The organism is Marivibrio halodurans (assembly GCF_017963645.1).
In the GTDB taxonomy this organism is placed as follows: Bacteria; Pseudomonadota; Alphaproteobacteria; order UBA8366; family Aestuariispiraceae; genus Marivibrio; species Marivibrio halodurans.
Window position 1 is genome coordinate 38,168 of record NZ_JAGMWN010000001.1, and the last position, 19,268, is coordinate 57,435.

At 67.6% G+C, this 19,268-nt stretch carries 1 protein-coding gene; it reads left to right on the plus strand.

Features of this window, described 5'->3' with window-relative positions; translation table 11 throughout:
- Positions 1-12: 12 nt before the first annotated feature.
- Positions 13-19,251, plus strand: coding sequence for a LamG-like jellyroll fold domain-containing protein (locus KAJ83_RS00170; protein ID WP_210680001.1), 19,239 nt, complete (start codon positions 13-15; stop codon positions 19,249-19,251).
- Positions 19,252-19,268 lie beyond the last annotated feature (17 nt).

A 19,268-nucleotide genomic window follows, 5' to 3' on the forward strand; every position in this document is an offset into this window, starting at 1 on the left:
GGGTGAGTCTCAGTGGCGGCGAGAGGCGAGGATAGCCGGGGCGGCTTCGCGGGCGGATATGGCCTGGGCACCGCCGGTGGAGGGGAAATCGGCGGTGACGGTGGGCCAGTCAGCCATCTGATTCGCGTGCCTTCCTCCGAAGGGGACATGTCCGCTGGCGGCACGGTACCGCCGCTGTCGCTCGCCCGGGCCGTGGCGTTGTCGGACGACGGCGCGGCATTGCCGGCGGATTTTCTCGTCGATGCGCGCTATGCGCGCGAGGTGCATGATCTCGTGCTTTCCGACCCGGCGGGCGGGGCGCGTCTTCGGATCGTGGATTACTTCGACCGGCCGCTTCCGCCGCCGCTCGCCGACGCGGCGGGGCGGCAACTCTCCGCCCATGTCGTGGAGCGGCTGGCCGGGCCGCGCGCGCCGGGCCAGGTGGCCCAGAACCAACTGGACCAATCCGCGGATGACGGCGCGCTCGGCGCGCCGATCGGCAGCGTCACGGAGACGACGGGCACGGTCACGATCGCGCGGGCGGACGGCAGCACCGTCCAGGCGGAAGCCGGCTTGCGCGTATATCAGGATGACCGGATCGAGACCCCGCCGGGCGGCGCCATCGGCCTCAGCTTCAACGACGGCAGCAGTTTCTCCCTCGGCGGCGACGCAAGGGTGGTGCTGGACGAGTTGATTTATCAGCCGGGCTCCGACAGCTCGATGGTGCTGAATCTGGTCAAGGGATCGTTCTCCTTCGTTTCGGGCCAGATCGCCAAGACCGGCGACGAGAACATGGCCGTCGTGACGCCGGTCGCGACCATCGGCGTGCGTGGCACGGCCGGTGCCGGCACCGTGAACGAAGTGGTGTTGCTGCCCGAGGACGGGCCGGACGGTCAGCCGATCCTGGGCGAGATATCGTTCCGCACCCAAGCGGGCGAAACGATCCTGAACCAGCCTAACCAGCGAACCTTCGCCAATAGCCCGTTCGACCCGCCCTCGCTGCCGGAGACCTTGTCGGACACGGATATCCAGACCCGTTTCGGCGAATCCCTCGGCTACCTGCCGGGCGATATCCCCGCCTCCCGCGGCGCGCGGGAACAGCGCAACAACGACGGGGCAAGCGGGGAGGGCGACGGGGCTTCCGGCGATGGGGGGGGCGACGACGACGGCGGCGACGCGCAGGATGGCGCCGATGACGGTGCCGAGGGCGGAGAGGACGGAGACGGCCAGGACGGTGATACCGAAGCCGCCGCGGAAGAAGGCGCGGACGGAGAAGAAGGGGAAGAGAACGCGGAGGACGAGGAGGACGCGGTCGACCCCGATGCCGATCCCGATGCCGATATCGAGGATGGGGATCAGCAAGACGGCGCCGCCGACGACGATGCCGCCGCCGATGATGCGGATGACGCTGGAGATGACGGCCAGGACGGAACCGGCGGCGAGACCGACGAGGATGGCGCGTTCCTGGAGGACCGGGACGATACCCAACTGGCGCAGTTCGAGGATGGCGAGGGTGCGGGCGAAGGGGACGACGACGAGGAGGCGGCCGAGTCCGATCCGGAGGGCGAGGGCGAGGACTCCGATTCCGCGGATCTCCTCGACGAGATCGATTTCGGCGAGGATACCGGGCCGGTCGAACAGCCGGGGCAACAGGCTGGCACCCAGACCACGCCGGGGCAGGAAACCGGCGCCACGAAGAAGCCGACCAGCGTCGCCGGCAAGCAGGGCGGTGATGTCGCGGGTGGCGATCAGGAAGTGGCCGGCGGTGGCATCGACACGACTGGCGGCTCCGGCCTGTCGAAGAGCAGTGGTGGCGGGTCGTCGAGCGTCGGTGGCGGATCGCAGTCGATCGGCGGCACGGGCCCGGGCACGACCGGCGGGACGCTATCGCAGACCGGCACGGGGCTCGATCAGGAGGAGGATGGCCTCCTCCTCGACGAGGATCGCACGGACGGGCCGTTAACGGACGGTACCGACGAGTCCGCCGGCGGCACCACGATCGTCGAGACGGCGATCACCTTCACGGGCGGTGGCGGCAGCGACCGCGTCACCGGCGGCTCCCTGCCGGATGTGATCGATGGCGGCGGCGGCAACGACGTGCTCCTGGGCGGCGGTGGTAACGACCGGCTGACCGGCGGCGCGGGCAATGATGTCGTGGCGGGCGGCAGCGGTTCCGACACGCTGGTCGGCGGGTCGGGCGAGGGCGACGATATCTATGTCGGCGGCGACATGGTGGAGGCGAACGGTATCGTTTCGGGCCTCGGCACGGACGACAGCGCCGAGGACGAAATCATCTTCACCAGCGCCACGCAGGGCATCACGGTTAATTTGGGGGACGGCTCGGCCGTCTTCTCGCTGCCCGGCGCGTCGACCAGCGCGCTCGCCGCGCAATTGGGCGGTGGGCTGACGGTCAACCAGTTCGGCGGCGCCTATGGCGCGCAGACCGGCACCGACCTTATTTACGGGGTCGAGAATATCGAGAGCGGCGTCGGCAACGACCACCTGACCGGCGATTCCAAGGCCAACCGCATCATCGCCGGCGCCGGTAACGACATCATCGCCGGCTGGGACGGCAAATCGGGCACCGGGCCGGGCGCCGACCGGATTCAGGCCGGGGCGGGCAACGATCAGGTTACCTATTTCGCGGGCTACGCGGGCAATTCGGCCGTGACGCTCGACGGCGGGACGGGCAATGATACGCTGAAGCTCGCCACGGCCATGAGCGTCGGTCTCAATACCCTCAACGCCGCCGCCGACGGCTTCGAGACCGTTTCCCTCGCGAGCGGCGGGGGAACCTTGTCGGTCGGCGCCGGCGATGTGGCGGCGTTCCTTGGCGCCGCCGGGACGCTGACCGTGACCGGTGGAACGGGGACGGTGTCCCTGACCGGCGCCTGGAGCGCGACCGGCACGGCGACGGATGCCGCGGGCCTTTCCTATCGCCTGTTCAGCGATGGCGGTTCCGTCATCCGGGTGCAGAGCGCGCTGTCCGTCCCGGGCCAGCCCCTCGTCGCGACGGGGGGCGCCACGGCCGAGAGCTTCACCGGCACGGCCCTCGCCGACAGGATCGACGGGCGCGGTGGGGATGATCTGATCGATGGCGGGCTCGGCGCCGATACGCTGGAAGGCGGCGCGGGCGACGATGTCGTCATCGGTGGCGGTGGCGCCGATACGCTGATCGCGGGCGAGGGCGCGGGCGACGATATCTATGTCGGCGGCGCGGCGAGCCGCAGCGGCATGACGATCACCGCCCTTGGCGCGGATACGGAAAGCGATACCGCCATCTATACCAGCGCGACGCAGGGCGTGACCGTCAATCTGGGCGACGGGGCGGCTGTCTTCGGGTTGAACGGCGCGGACAGCGCGCGGCTGCAGGCGCGCCTCGGCGGGTCGCTCAGCCTGTCCCAGGCGGGCGGCGCCTATGGCGCGCAAACGGGGACCGACGCGCTCTTCGGGGTGGAGAATATCCAGAGCGGCGTCGGCGCCGACGATCTGACCGGCAGTTCCGCCGCCAACCGGATCGTCTCGGGCGCGGGCAATGACAGGATCGCCGGCTGGGATGGCTATTCCGGCAACGGTCCCGGCAGCGATGTGATCGACGCGGGCGCGGGCGACGACCGGGTTACCTGGTTCAGCGGTTACGCCGGCGATTCCGCCGTCACGCTTACCGGCGGGCAGGGGACGGATACCCTGATGCTGGCCTCCTATACCGGGGCCAACCTGTCCGATATCGCCGCCCGGGCGAGCGGCTTCGAGGTGATCGGGCTTCAGGATAGCGATTCCTCCCTGACGGTCGATGCCGCGTCGCTTGCGAGCTTCGCCGGTACCGGCACCCTGACGGTGACCGGGGACGACGGCTACGTCCATTTCAACGGCTCGGGATGGAATGTCGTCGAGAGCGGCACGGACGCGGCCGGGACCGTCTATCAACTCATTCGCAACGGGAACGCGACGATCCGGCTGGAGGGTGGGGTCGATGCCTCGGGCATCAATCTTCCTCCGGTCGTTCTGGAAGGGCAGGGGCTGGCGCTGTCCTTCGATACGGCCGGGGAGGCGGCCACCGGGCAGTTCGGCGCGCTCGACCACACCACGGATTTCACGATCGAGCTTTCCTTCGCCTGGGACGGTACCCATACGGGCGAGGATCAACTCCTCTTCTATGTCGGCCTGCCCGGCCCGGTCCAACCGCAAATCCAGGGGGAGGGCGAATTTCCTCCGATGATGGCGAACGGTTTCGGCCTGAAGCTGATCGACGATGGGGCCAACGGCTACAAGCTGGCCGGCGTGGTCAATGGCACGACCCACCTGGAAAGCGCCATCACCGTCACCGCCGATACGCTTCACCATGTGGCGTTGGTCAATGACGACGGCACTTTCCGGCTTGTCGTGGACGGCACGGATCAAAGCGTCACCAACCAGAATTCGTTCGTGAACACGCCGTCCACCTTCCTCTCGGTCGGCGGCATGCCAACGACGAGCGATCAGTCCTTCTTTGGGCAGATCGACGATGTGCGCGTCTGGTCGATGGCGCGCGGGACGGCGGATATCGCGGGGGACCGCGCGACCCTTCTGACCGGCGAGGAAGGCGCGCTGGTTCATTATTTCCGCTTCGACGAGGACGGGTCGTTCCGCGACGTGGTGACCGGCGGACCCTTGTCGAGCCAGGGGGCGGACCATGTCGCCTCCGACGCGCCGCTCGCCACCATCAAGCTTTCGGAGGATCCGAGTGGCGGTGTCGCGCTGTCGCTGGCCGGGGTGGATGATCCGGACGGCTCCCCCTCCGACGAGTTGAGCGTGACCCTCAGTCTGCCCAACGGGTATTTCTTCATGGAGGATGCCGGAGAGTCGGGCGTCGGGTTCGAGTCCGTCACCGGCATCGAGACCGATACCCTGGTCCTGACGGGGACCCGCGCCGCGTTGAACCATACGCTTCGCAACGGCTTCGTGCATTTCTCCCCGGCCCCCGATTTCTCCGGCACCGCGACATTGACGGTCACGGCCGACGACAACGATCCAGGCGGCGCGGCGACGGATAGCGCGACCTTCACGCTCCGGATCGAACCGGTTCTGGATGATATTCAATCAAGCCTGAAGCAGACCTATATGCGCGGTCCGGGGGAGGTCCTCGATCTCTCCGGCGTCTTCACGACGGCGGATACGGATGGCTCGGAAACCCTGTCCGTCACCATCACCGGCGTGCCGGAGGGGGGCAGCTTCAACGCGGGCACGGAGATATATCCCGGAACCATTGTCGTCTCCGGCGCGGATCTCGGCACGCTGGCCTTCACGGCGCCGGCGGATAGTCTCGATCCCGTGGCCTTGAGCTTCATCGTCAACGCCGCCGAGGGCGATGAGACGGCGACCGCCTTCTATTCGACGACCCTTTCGTTGGAATTGACCGATACGACCTTCGATTACGGCGCGGAGGGCGAGGGCAACTTGTTGTTCCTGGCCGATAGTTGGTCCGAAGGCACGGTGCCCGGGACCGGCAACGCCGTGACCATCGACACGGAAGGGTTCTTCACGCTGTCCACGGGCGAGTCGTTGGCGCTGGGCTCCCTCGACGTGCTCGGCGGCGCGGGCATCGAGGTCGCGGGCGGCTCGCTCTCGACCGCCTTCGGCATGACCTTCGGCGACACCTATGGCGGCCATGGCGAGCTGAATGTGACCGGCGGAACGCTCGACACCGGCAATGTGGGCGCCGATCTTTATGGGGAGTTCCTCTGGACCGGCGGCACGATTTCCGGCGGCACGATCTCGATCGTCAATGACGGGTACTATACGGGCGGCTACGCGACCCTTGACGGGACCATGACGTTGGACGGGGCCGCGCTCGTCCTCGATGGCGGCTCCGATCACGAGATCGCGGAGGATACGCGCCTTCTGGGCGGCGGCACGCTGACCAATGGCGGTACGCTCGCGATCGCCCAGAACGTCACGATCGCGCCGACCCTCATCCAACAGGAGGGCGCGGAGGCGACGTTCACGGCCGACGGCGCCCATGGCTATCTGGCGCTGACGGGCGGGGCGGAGAATGCCGGTACCTTCGTGATCGCGGGTGCTCAGGCGGGCACGCTTTCGCTCGGCGGGGGAGAGCGTTTCGTCAACGAGGCCGGCGGCGTCGTCCGGATCGCCGGAACCTATTCCAACGACCAGTTCAGTCTGCGCGGCCTCTTCGACAACCGGGGTACCGTCCTGATCGATAGCGATGCGATCTTCGAGACAGGCACCGGCATCACGCTCACCACCCTCGACACCAGCGAGGGCGGCGTCACGGTTTCCAGCGGCAACGCCCTCGAATTCGGGGCCGGAACGACCCTGTCGCTTGGGTCGGACAGCATGCTGGACGGGGGCGGGACCCTTCGCTGGACGGGTGGGCAGGCGGTGGTCCGGGTGGATAGCGATTATAGCTGGACCTCGACTTCGCTCGATATGGAAGTGGATGCGGCGGCCGTCACCTTCACCGGAAGCGGAACCTTCAGGAACCAGGGCGATCTGACCCTCGGCGTCGCGGACGATGTGTTCGACGTGGCGTTCGTGAACGATGCCCAGGGGACGCTTGAATTGCGCGCGCCCGGCAGTGTGACCGACGCCACGCTTTCCATCCGGGAAGGTCTGACGAACGCGGGCGCGCTGACGTTGGCGGGTGGATCGGCCGCCACCGGAAATCAGGCGCTGACCCTGTCGATCGCGGACGGTGCCGCGCTGGTCAATCAGGAGGGGGCCACCTTCACGATCGCGCATGGCGATCAGACCGGCGACACGGCGCGCATTCTGGGGGATGTCGTCAATCATGGCGTGATAGAGATCGCCGACGGGGTGCGCGTCACCGGCGACGTCACCAACAACGGTACGATCGGGGTCGCGTCCGACGCCGAGTTGACGATCGACGGCGCGACGGGCGGCAATATCGCCGGGTCCGGCACGATCCTCGGCTCCGGAACCTTGAGCTTCGTCAACGGCGCCACCTTGTCCACCCTCGGGACTCTCGACTTGCTGACCGGCGGCCTGACGGTGCGCGGCATCGATGCGGCGCTAAGTGCCCTGTCGCTCGATATCACGGATGTCGAGACGATCGAGACCCTGACGGTCGATACGCTCGACCTGACCGGAAGCGAGACCCTGACCCTCGATTTCGAGAATGCGAGCGAAGCCGCCGGCACCTACCGGATCGTCAATTACGACGGCCATGATTCCGAAACGGACGGGTCCTTCGAGACAGTGTCCACCAATCTCGACGACGCGCTCTACGATGTATCGTTGGTTTATGGCGCCAACGGCATCGATGCCGTCGTCCGCGCCAAGCCCCGGATCTCCGGCGCCGGAAGTGTTCTCGGCGACGAGGATGCCGCGATCGCCATCACCGGGCTCTCCATCCTCGACGCGGATGCCGGCGGGACGGATGTCCTGACGCTCGATCTCCAGGTGTCGAACGGGACGCTGCATCTAAGCGATGGCGCGGAAAGCGGCGTCACCATCATGCAGAATGACGGTGCCCAGGTTCGCGTCACCGGGACGCTGGCCCAGATCAACGGGTTCCTTGGGGGCGCGGGCGCGGTCACCTATCGGGGGGACGTGAATTTCCACGGCACGGACAGCATCGATCTCTCCGTGACCGATGCCGATGGGTTGACGGGAAGCGGGTCGATCGGGGTCACGGTCGCGTCGGTGGATGATGTGGGGCTGGTCGATCTCTCCTATCTCGCGTTCGACGGGGTGGATGATCATCTGGATGTCGGCGACGTGGATGCCGCCGATATCACCGGCGCCCTGACGATCGAGGTGCGCGCCAATCTGACGACCGCCCCGGGCGCGGGCGATCTGGCCACCCTGGCGTCGAAATGGGGGGGCTATGGCGAGCATAGCTATTGGTTCGGCATCGATGGGGATACGGGCAAGCTGCGCCTCGTGCTCTCCGGCGATGGGGGCGAGGACGAGACCGTTTTCCTTTCCGACCACGTGGTCGAGGCGGGCGTCTGGGCGCAATATAGCGTCGTCGTCGATCCCCAGGCGGAAAGCGTCACCTTCCATGTGAACGGCGGCCAAGTCGGCGCGGCGCAGCCCTGGACGGGCTCGATCCATTCCTGCGACGGCGATTTCGTCATCGGCGCCAATGACGACGGCGCCGGCGGCCGCCAGCATCATTTCGAAGGCGGTATCGCCGAGGTACGCCTGTGGGCGGACGCGCACGACCCTGCGGGCGATCACGGTGGCCTCCTTCAAGGCGACGAAAGCGGGCTCGCCGGCTATTGGCGGCTGGACGCGGTCGATGACGGTCTCGTTCCCGACCGCACGGACAACGGCAATGACGCGGCCGCCGCGCACGGCCCGCCGGTGGAACGGACGGCGGCCAACGCGCTTCTCGACGGCGGGGATGATTGGATCGACATTCCCGTCGGGGCGGCGGCCGCGACCGGCACCGGCGATTTCACCTGGGAAGGCTGGGTTCGGACGAGCGGGCGGGAAGGCGCGATCCTCAGCATCGGCGACGCGCAGGGGGGAGCGGCCGGCACCCTCTATGTCGACGGCGACGGCATGCTTGCCTTCGCGCCGGGATATGACGCGCCCTCGACGGTGGGGGGCGACGCGGTCGATGACGGGGCTTGGCATCATGTGGCCGTACGCTATGAGGGAAGCTCCGGCGGAACCTTGCAGCTTTTCGTCGATGGCGCGGCTTCCGGCGATCCCGGGGAATATGGTCTCGACATCTCCGGCGACATGGCGGCGATCGGACGGTTGGTCGATGGCGGTATGTCGTTCGAGGGCGCGATCGCCGATTTCCGCGTCTGGAACGACGCGCGCACCGATGCCGAGATCGATTTCCACAAGGACGGGCGCCTGACGGGCGAGGAGGATGGCCTCGCCGGCTATTGGCCGCTGGACGAAGGCAATGGCGCGATCGCCGCCGATCGCTCCGGCGAGGGCAATCACGGTACGGCGCGCGGCGGCGTTGGCTGGGCCAATGGCGGAACGAGCCCGCCCGTGGTGCCGGGCGAGGCGTCCGTCGCGCTGGACGGAAACGGCGACCATATCGATCTGGGAAGCGACGCGGCGCTCTTCCCCGGCGGGACCAGCTTCACGCTGGAAAGCTGGGTGCGAATCGATGCCGGCGCCGTCGCGGGCGGCCATGCGCAAATCTTCTCGATCGGCACGATGACGGCGGAGGGACGCATCGACCTGCGGGTCGTGCAAGGGACGGGCACCGTTACCTTCACGACCTATGGGTATTCGGCCAATGCCAATTCCGCCGTGTCGGTCGCCGACGGGCAATGGCACCATGTCGCCGCCGTCTATGATGCCACGACGCAGCAGGCCCGGATCTATATCGACGGCGAGGCCAGCGGCGCGCCGGTCGATTGGTCGGCGCACCAGCCCAACATCACCGCCGGCACGGCGGTGATGGGCCGCAACACAGGCGGCGACAATCCGTTCGTGGGACAGTATTCGGAGGCGCGCATCTGGAATGACGCGCGCACCGCGGGCGAGATCGCCGACAATTATCTCGACAGGCTTTCCGGGGCGGAGGACGGGCTCGTCGGCTATTGGCCCTTCAACGAGGAAGGGGGCAGCAGCGCGGCGAACTCGGTGCCCGGCGGCACGGACGCCACGTTGCAGGGCGATGCTTGGTTCCAGGGGCCGGATTCGGAAAGTCCCGTCGTGACCGGGAGCGGCGGCCCCTCGGTCGATCCGGCGGGAACCGTCGTGATCGACGAGGACCAGACCCTGCGCGGCCGGATGAGCGCCGGGGACGTCGAGGGAACGCCGACCTTCGCGCTGACCGGCGCCGATGGGGTCGATGGCGGGACCGCCACCAAGGCGCTGGATCACGGGACGGTCACCCTCGACATCGCGACGGGCGAGTGGACCTATAGCCCGAACGCGGATGCGACCGGCTCGGACAGCTTCACGGTGACGGTCGCGGGCGCCACCTCCGGCAGCGACAGCCAGACCTATGCCGTTACGCTCGATCCGGTGGCGGATGCGCCGCGCATCGCGGCGGTGGGGGGCAACGCGCTCGACATCGATGCGGGCGAGGCGATATCGGTGCCGCACGACGCGGCGCTCGATCCCGGGACCGGCAGCTTCACGGTCGAGGCCTGGGTTGATTTCGACGAGATATCCGGCACCTCGGATATCGATACCATCGTCGGGAAGATATCCGGCGCCGCCGGTTGGGTCATCCAGGCGGAGGGTGACGCGCTGGTCGTGCGAGTGAGCGCGGGGCCGACCGAGAATGCCGCGCAATCCTATGATATTTCGGGACTTTCCGGCTGGCACCACCTGGCCCTCGTGGTCGACCGCACGACGGGCACGGTGCGCGGTTATCTCGACGGCTCGAACGCGGGGTGGAGCGACGGCGGCGCCGGGGCGGTGGACAACGATATCTCCGGCTTCGGCGCGATCGGAAGTACCGCGCGCTTGGGTATCGGCGGGCGCTTCGACGAGCAGGGCACGATCGAGAGCGAGAGCGCGTTGGAGGGCCAGATCGACGAGGTGCGCCTCTGGTCGACGGCGCGAAGCGAGAGCGATCTACAGGACTACAGCACGCTACGGCTCGGCGCCGGGGAGGACGGGCTGGTCGCGATCTACGGCTTCGAATGGCCGGACGCTCCGGGCTATGACCTCACGGGCAACGGCCATGACGGCGTATCCCATGGCGACCCGGACCCGGTTGAAAGCGGTGCGCCCGTCACGGGCTATACCCTGGCGGAGGATTCGGTCGACATTTCCCTGCATGGCCTGTCGATCGTCGATCCGGACGGCGATGGCGGCGAGCTTACCGTCGTCATCGCCGTGGAGCGTGGCCGCCTCGACCTCGATGCGGGCATCGCCTCGGGCATTCTCGCCGCGGAGGTTGTCGGCAACGGTACCGGCAAGCTGATCGTCACCGCCTCGGCGGAGGCGATCGCGCGGACCCTCGCGACCGGCGGCGGTCTGATCTACACCGCCGATCCGGGAGCGAGCGGCATCGACCGCCTTCAGGTCACGGTCAATGACGGAACCGCCATCACGCGGAAAAGCTTCGATATCGCGATCGCGGCGGAGGATGAGGGCGTCCGCGTCACGGGCGGCGCGCTGCAGTTCGACGGCATCGACGATGTCGCGGAGGCCGCGGAACTCGGCGACGTCTCGTCCTCCGGTGATGGCTTTACCATCGAGGGATGGGTCAATAGCGCGGCGTCGGGTGGGGGCAGTCTCTTCGCCCTGACCGGCGCGGACGGGACGCTCACGATCGGTCTGGACGAGGCCGGCTATCTCATGGCCATGCAGGATCTCGGCGACGGTGGAAACGTCGAAAGTCAGGTGAACGTCGCCGATGGTCTTTGGCACCATGTCGCCGTCAGCTTCGAGGGGGGATCGGTTCGCTTCCATGTCGATGGCCGCCTCATGAGCACGGTCGACGACTTCATGCCGTCGGTCGGCGAGGGGGCGCGCCTGATCCTCGGCGAGAACGGCTTCGGCGGCGGGTCCTTCGAGGGCATGATGGACGAGGTGCGTCTGTGGGACGGCGCGCGCACCGATGCGCAGATCGGGGCGTCGCATGACCGGCAACTCGTCGGGGACGAGGCCGGGCTGCGGGCCTATTATCGCTTCGACGAGCAATTGCTGGACGAGGTATCGGATTCCAGCGGCAATGGGCACGACCTGCGGCTGGGCGGCATCGGGGGCAGCGACGAGGCCGCGCCGGACCTGATCAACGATTTGGGCGGCGCGCTTTCCTTCGACGGCACGGGGAGCGTCACCGTCGCGGAGGATCCGGCGCTCGACGTCGCGAGTTTCACGATCGAGACTTGGTTCCGATCCACCACGGACGACCGCGCGGGTTCCGCGCGCATGGTGCTGAAGCCCGATATCTCGAACGAGGTGCCGCAATATTCCCTCGTGCTTGACAATGGCGTGCCGCGCTTCGTCGTGCATGGCGGTACCGACGGGGTGGAGCAGCGTGTCCTCTCGCATTCCGGCCCCTTGGATGACGGGCAATGGCACCACGTCGCCGGAACCTACGATGCCGGTACTGGCGAACTCGTTTTCTATGTCGATGGCCAACGGGTCGACGCGGGCGAATTGGAAGGCAATCTGACCGACGCCTCGGATGGCCTGATTTTCGGGCAGGCCGTGGGCGGCGGGGAGAATTTCACCGGCGAATTGGCGGAAATTCGCCTCTGGGACGACGCGCGCGGCCCGGCGGAGGTGCTGGACGGCTATAACCTGCCCGCCCAGGGCGACGAGAGCGGGCTGGTCGGCCTGTGGCGCGGCGTGGAGGGGCCGGACCGCGCCGGCGTGGTGACCGACGGTACCGGCGGCCATGACGGCATGATTTCCGGCGGCGTCGATTTCACGGATGTCCTGCCGCCCTTGCAGTCGGCGGCGGACGGCACGGCGCACGCGATCGCGTTGGAGGGACGAACGGTCGGCGGCATCGCCACGGCCGACGATGTGGGGGGCGCGGTCTCCTTCGCCATCACCTCCGGCGGCGGCACGATCACCACCAGCGCCGACGGCCTGTTCCAGACCCAGGCGCTGGCGGCCGGGACGCTGCGCCTCGACACCCGCACGGGCGAATGGGTGTTCGATGCCGCCTACGACGTAAGCGGCCCCGTCGGTTTCGAGATCACGGCCAGCGGCGATGATGGACGCACGGATGTCCAGCCGGTGACGGTCATGATCCGCGACATGACCTTCGAGCCTCAGGTGAATGGCGGCGTGCTGTCCTTCGACAGCACGGATTTGGTGACGATGGGGCGCGGTCCTGACGATGATCTGGCCATTACCGGGGACCTGACGGTCGAGATGTGGATCAATCCATCCGATCTGTCGGGGGGGCGGCTTCTTTCCTTCGGCGCGGACAACGGCGAGACGTCGGCGGACAATGTCCTCTACAGTCTCCATGTCTCGGAATCGGGCACGCTCACCTTCATTTCGGACACCGGTCAGCGCGATGCGCAGGTGGCGACGTTCGACGCCGTCGACCTGACCCAAGGGGCTTGGCAGCATGTCAGCGTCGTGCGCGACAATGGCGCCGGCGAATTGCGCCTCTATCTCAACGGCCAGATCGCGCAGACCCTGGACTATGCCGTGACCCCGACCGGCGGAGGGGCCGGGCAACTGGTGCTCGGCGCGGATACGGGCGGGGAGGGCGGCGGCTTTAGCGGCCTGATGGACGAAATCCGGGTCTGGTCGGGGGTCCGCGACGCGGACGCCATCCGCGCAGGCTACACTCACACGATCGACGATCCCGGCGGCGAAGGCGCCCTCAAGGGCTATTGGCGCGCGGATGACGGGAAGGGCGCGATCCTCCGTGATTCCAGCGCGAGCGGGAGCGACGGCGCGATCGCGGGCGCCGAATTCCTGGGTGGCCTCGGCAAGGCACTCTATTTCGACGGGACCGACGACATCGCCGTCGGCGACAGCTCGGCGACGACACGGACCTCGGACTACACGATCGAGACCTGGTTCAAATGGGACGGCGTCGATCGGTCCGAGGATCAGGCGATCGTCTTCAACGGCAGCTATTCGAATGGCGTCGGCATCGTGCTCGACCGCCAGTCCGGCACCGTCAACGAGATCGTCGCGGTCGTCGGCGATGAGAGCGTCAACGGCCAGTTCGTGGTGCAATCCGGCACCACGGTCGAGGCCGGCCGTTGGTACCATGTGGCGCTCGTCAACGAGGGGGGCGTTTTCCGCCTCTATGTCGATGGGGCGAAGGCCGGTCCGGACAGCGACGCGATGCAGACGGGGGGAGCGGTCGACGGATTCACGATCGGCGGGGCGCTACGCGACCAGAATGGCGAACTGACCCAGGAAAAGCATTTCGGCGGCGAGGTGGCCTCCGTCGCGGTCTGGGAGGACGCGCGGACGCCGGCACAGATCATCGCCGACCGGCGCGGCGATATCGATCCGGGCGACGGCGATCTCGCGGCCTATTACCGGGCCGAGGATATGGCCGGCGATGCCACGCTTGCGGACCGCGCGGGTGGACAGTCGCTCGCCGTCACCGACGCGCGGGTCGTCGATGCGATGCCGGAGGTTACCGGCTCCGCGATGGATGTGACCGCTGGCCTCAATGCCCATGGCTGGTTCGAGACCCATGAAATCGAGGGCACGGCCAGCTATACGCTCGCCGGGGGCGCGCTGAACGCTCAGGGCGCGATCCAGGCCGACCGCGTCGGCCGGGGATCGCTGATCATCGATCCGGATAGCGGCGCCTGGACCTTCATCCCGGCCGACGGGTTTGTCGGGGAACTCACCTTCACGATGCAGGCGACGGGCTCGATATCCGGCGTCGATACGGAAAGCGTGACCTTCACCGTGCGGCAGGCGGCCGAGGATCAGGTCCTGCCGAATGTCGCGGGGGCCCAAATCGCGTTCGATGGGGACGACGTGGTGACGGTCGGAATGGACGAGAGCCTGCGCGTCACGGACGATCTGACGATCGAACTTTGGCTCAACCCCTCCGACCTGCCGGAGGCCGGCGAGGAGGCGGTGCTTCTCGGCCATGCCGGCGACGGCGAAGCGTCGGGCGACAATATTCTCTACAGCCTCGGCCTCGATAGCGCCGGCGACATCGTTTATCGCCAGGAGGGCGCGCAGAGCGGGGCGGTCGCGATCACCTTCTCGGATGTGGACCTGACGGCCGGGACCTGGGCGCATATCGCCCTGGTTCGTGACGGAGCCGAGAAAACGGTCAGCCTTTATCGTGACGGCGTGCTGGTCGGCGGCCCCTCCGGCTATGGCTACGCGCCGACCGGGGGCGGGACGGGGACGCTTCGGATCGGCGGGGCGGCGCCGGGCGATGACGGCGGTTTCAAGGGCATGATGGACGATATCCGTCTGTTCGACGAGAAGCGCTCGGCGGCGGATATCGACGCCTATCATGATCGCGCGATCGATCCGGATAGCGCGGGGCTCCTTGCCAACTGGCGGGGCGCGTTGGGCGGCGACGGTCACCTTGTGGATGCGACGGGTAACGGCCATGACGGTATTCTGGGCGGGCCGCTCGGCGCGGGCGGGGACATGCCGCGCGTGGTCGATCCGCCGGACCGGGCGCTTCGTTTCGACGGCTCGGACGATTCGCTCGCCATCGCGGACTCCCCGGACCTCTCCTCCGGCGATTTCACGCTCGAGGCCTGGTTCCGCACCGACGTGGATACCGGCCGCATACGCATCCTGACGAAGCCGCGTTCCGAAACCTTCAATGCGTCCTATAGCTTGCGGTTGGAGGATGGACGGGCGGTCTTCAACGTGCCCGTGTCGGAAGATCCGGATGGCGGGTCCGTGTTCAGCGAGGACAGCTATGCCGACGGCCAATGGCACCATATCGCCGGCACCTACGAGGCCACGACGGGCCGCGTGACCCTCTATGTCGATGGCGCGGTGCAGGGCGTGGTCACGCGCGAGGGCGCTGTTCTGGGCAGTTCCGAGGACCTCCATATCGGCTCCTATGACGGGGCATCGCAATATTTCGACGGCGAGATCGCCGATGTCCGCCTATGGACCGAGGCGCGTGACGCGGAATCGATCCACGATTCCATGAGCGGCCGGCTCGTCGGGGACGAGCAGGGACTTGCCGGCTATTGGCCGTTGGATGACGGCACGGCCGGCGCGACGCCGACCGGTTTCACCGACCGATCCGCGAACGGCAACGACGCGGCGGCGGCAAGCGCGCCCACCATCGTCGACACTGGACCGCCGATCGGCGGCGATCTGATGACGAGCGCGGTGAATGCGACGGCGACGGGGATTTGGGATGCCGCCCAATCGGTCGTGGGGACCGTGACCTATGGTTTGCAGGGCGGCACGGTCGGCGATGGTGTCGCCAGCCTTTCGACCGCGCACGGCACCGCCTATATCGCGACCGCGACCGGGGCGTGGTGGTTCGTGCCCGATGCGGGCTTCACGGGAACGGACGGCTTCACCCTGACGGCGACAGGCGCGGAGAGCGGTTCGGTCACGCAGGACATGACCGTCGAGGTGACGGATCGCGTGCGCGATCCGCTCGTCGGTGGGGCGGCGTTGATGTTCGACGGGGGAACGGACGCGGTCCTGGCGCAGGATGTGTCGGGCCTGGGCGGCTCGGCTCTAACAATCGAGTTGTGGGTCAATCCGGCCGAGATCGAAGAGGTAGCGCAACAGCTCGTCAGCTACGCCACTTCGGGCGAGGCGGACGGCTTCGGCCTCGGCTTCGACGAAGCCGGCACGCCGCGCTTCTTCCTGAATTTCAACGGTGGAGACGACGCGGAAAGCTATGTCGCGGCGGAGGGTGTTTCGCTGCCGCCGGGGCAATGGAGCCATCTGGCGGTCAGTTGGGACGGGGCTACCGGTGCGACCAGTTTCTACGTCAATGGGGTCAAGGTCGCCGAAGGCAGCTATCAGTTCGGCGAGACGCTCGAGGCGTCGGGCACCCTCGCGCTCGGCCAGGATGCGGCGGACGGGGGCATCGAGGAAGGGGCGCGTTTCAAGGGCGCGCTCGACGAGGTGCGCATCTGGTCCGAGGTGCGGAGCGAGACGGAGATCGCCGCCGGTTTCGACCATCAGGTGAACCCGGGCGAGGCGGCGCTGGCCGTCTATTACACGGCCGATGGGCTACGCGGCGGGGTGCTGACGGATCTGAGCCCCCAGGGCAATGACGGCACCCTGGACGGTGCGTCCTTCGCGACACTTCCGACTGCCGTGGCGCGGTTCGAGGCCGAGGACGCGAGCAATTTCATCGAGATCGATGTCGGCGGTTCGGCGAGCGCGCTCGACCTGACCGACCGCTTGACCATCGAAGGCTGGATCAAGCCGAACGGCCATAGCGAGGCGGCCCGGACGATCTTCGCCAAGGCTGGGGCCTATTCGCTCGTTCTCGACGGCAATGGCGATCTGGTCTTCACCGGCCATGCGGGTGGGTTCTCGGGTAGCGTCGATTCCGACAAATCGCTGGCGGCCGATCGGTGGCAGCATGTCGCGGCCGTCTTCGAGAACGGCGTCGTGAGGCTCTATATCGATGGCGAGTTGGATAGGACCGCCACGTTGCGCGACGGCCAGAGCAACCCGATCGAAAGCCTCTCCGTCACCACCGACAATGCCGCGATCGGCGGCATCGCCGAGGGCGACGGCACGGCGAGCGCGCTTTTCCTCGGCGACATGGGCGAGATACGCGTCTGGAGCGTTGCCCAGGACGCCAACGGCATTCACGCGCGCTATCAGCAGGCGATCGCTACCCCCGACGCCGAAACCGATCTCGCCGGCTATTGGCGGCTCGACGACATGGCGGATGGCGTGGCGGACGATCTGGCGGGCGATCTGGACGGCCTCGCCCATGGCGGCATCGGCCCGGCGGAGGGCGGCGCGCCGTTGCATGGGCTTTCCATCCGGCTGGTGGAGGACATGGTGCATTCCGGCCTGTTCGACGCGGCCGGGGTTCCGGGGCAGCCGGTCTTCACCGTCGATGGCGGCAGCGTCTCGGGCGAGTATCATGTCGCAAGCCTGACCGAGGGGACGATACGCATCCATCAGCAAACCGGCCATTGGACCTTCACCCCGGCGGCGAATTTCGCCGGGACGGCCGCCGATCTCTTTACCTTGCGCGCGACGGGTGACGGCGGGGCGGTCCGGAGCGCGACGATCTCGGCGAGCGTGACGGCGGCGCCGGAACTCTCCGTCGGCGCGTCGGGCGCGTCGCTGCGCTTCGACGGAGACGATATCGTCCGGGTGGAGGACGCCGCGACGCTCGACATCGCCGCCGGGCAGGACTTCACGGCCGAGATGTGGGTCTATTATAGCGGCGACGGCGCGGGCACCTTCATCGAGAAATGGGACGCCGGTGAAACGGGCGCCGGGTTCCGGGGGCTGATCGACGAGAGTGGGCGCGTTGCCTTCGAGATGAGCGACGGCGCCGGTACGGTACGCGTGACGGAAACGGCCGCGCTCGGGAAGAACGCCTGGCACCATATCGCCTTCACCGCCGACCGGGACGGGCTGGGGACGATCCATATCGATGGAGAGGCCGGGGAATCGGCCGCGATCCATTCGCTTTCGGGGGCCGCGTTCGCGGATAGCGATCTGCTTTTCGGGGACAGCGCGCTCGCGAGCATGAATGGTTTCGAGGGCGGCCTGGATGAAATCCGGTTCTGGAAGACGCTGCGCGCGGCGGGCGAGATCGCGGCCGACCGGGATACCCAGCTCTCGGGCACCGAGGCGGGGTTGGAGGGCTATTGGCGCTTCGACGATGTCGGGGGCGACGGCGTGGCCGACAGCACCAGCGTCAACGCGCACGACGGGATCGTCGGCGAGGCGGCGGCGGTGCCCTTCGCGCTGCCCGATCTCGGCCGCGCCGCCACCTTCTCGGGCACCAGCGGAGGGCAGCTTACCGGCGGCGATATCCTGGATGTCGGGGGCGGAAACCTGTCCGTATCCGCCTGGGTACGGTTCGACGATACCGGGTCGGCGCAGACGATCCTCTCGAAGGGGGACAGGAACGCCACCGGCGGCGGTTGGGCGATCAAGCTTGACGATGACGGAAACCTCACGGTCGAGGTCGGCAGCACGCTGACCTATTCGATGACGCGGTCGATCGATGTCGCCGGGCTGAATGGCTGGCACCATGTCGGCTTCACCTATGGCCGGGACGGCAACGATCTGGAGCTTGCCGCCTATCTCGACGGGCATGGAGGCGGTTGGGCGGAGGACGAAACCGGCGTTTTCTCCATCATCGATCTCCTGGGTGGGAACTACAGCTTCTCGAACCTTCGGGAATTCACCATCGGCGCGCGGGACAACGGCCTGGACTACGATCAACACTTCACCGGCGCGGTCGACGAGGTGCAGATCCACGACGTGATCCTCGGTCCGGGCGGGATGCGGGACGCCATGGCGGGGCCGATCGCCAACCCGCAGGGCGATTCCGATCTTGTCGCCTATTACCGCTTCGATGAGCAAAGTGGGGTCGCGCTCGATTCCTCCGCCTCGGGCAATGACCTCGTCGGCGCGGTCACTCGAACGAATGCGGCCCCGGAGATCGAGGGATATGCCTTGAGCGTCGCCGGTGGCAACACGATCGGCGGCGTGCTCGACGGTGGGGATACGGGCGGGAACGCATCCCCCTTCTCGGTCGGGGACGAGGCCGAGAACGGGACGGTCGAGGTCGATGCCGAAACCGGCGCCTGGTCCTACCGGCCGGACGGTCAGTTCACCGGCGAGGATAGCTTCAGTTTCCAGGTGACCGATGCCTCGGGTACGGTCACCGAGAGGAAGATTTCGGTGCAGGTCACCGAGGGCATTGGGCCGGTCTAGAAACGCGGCGGCGGTCG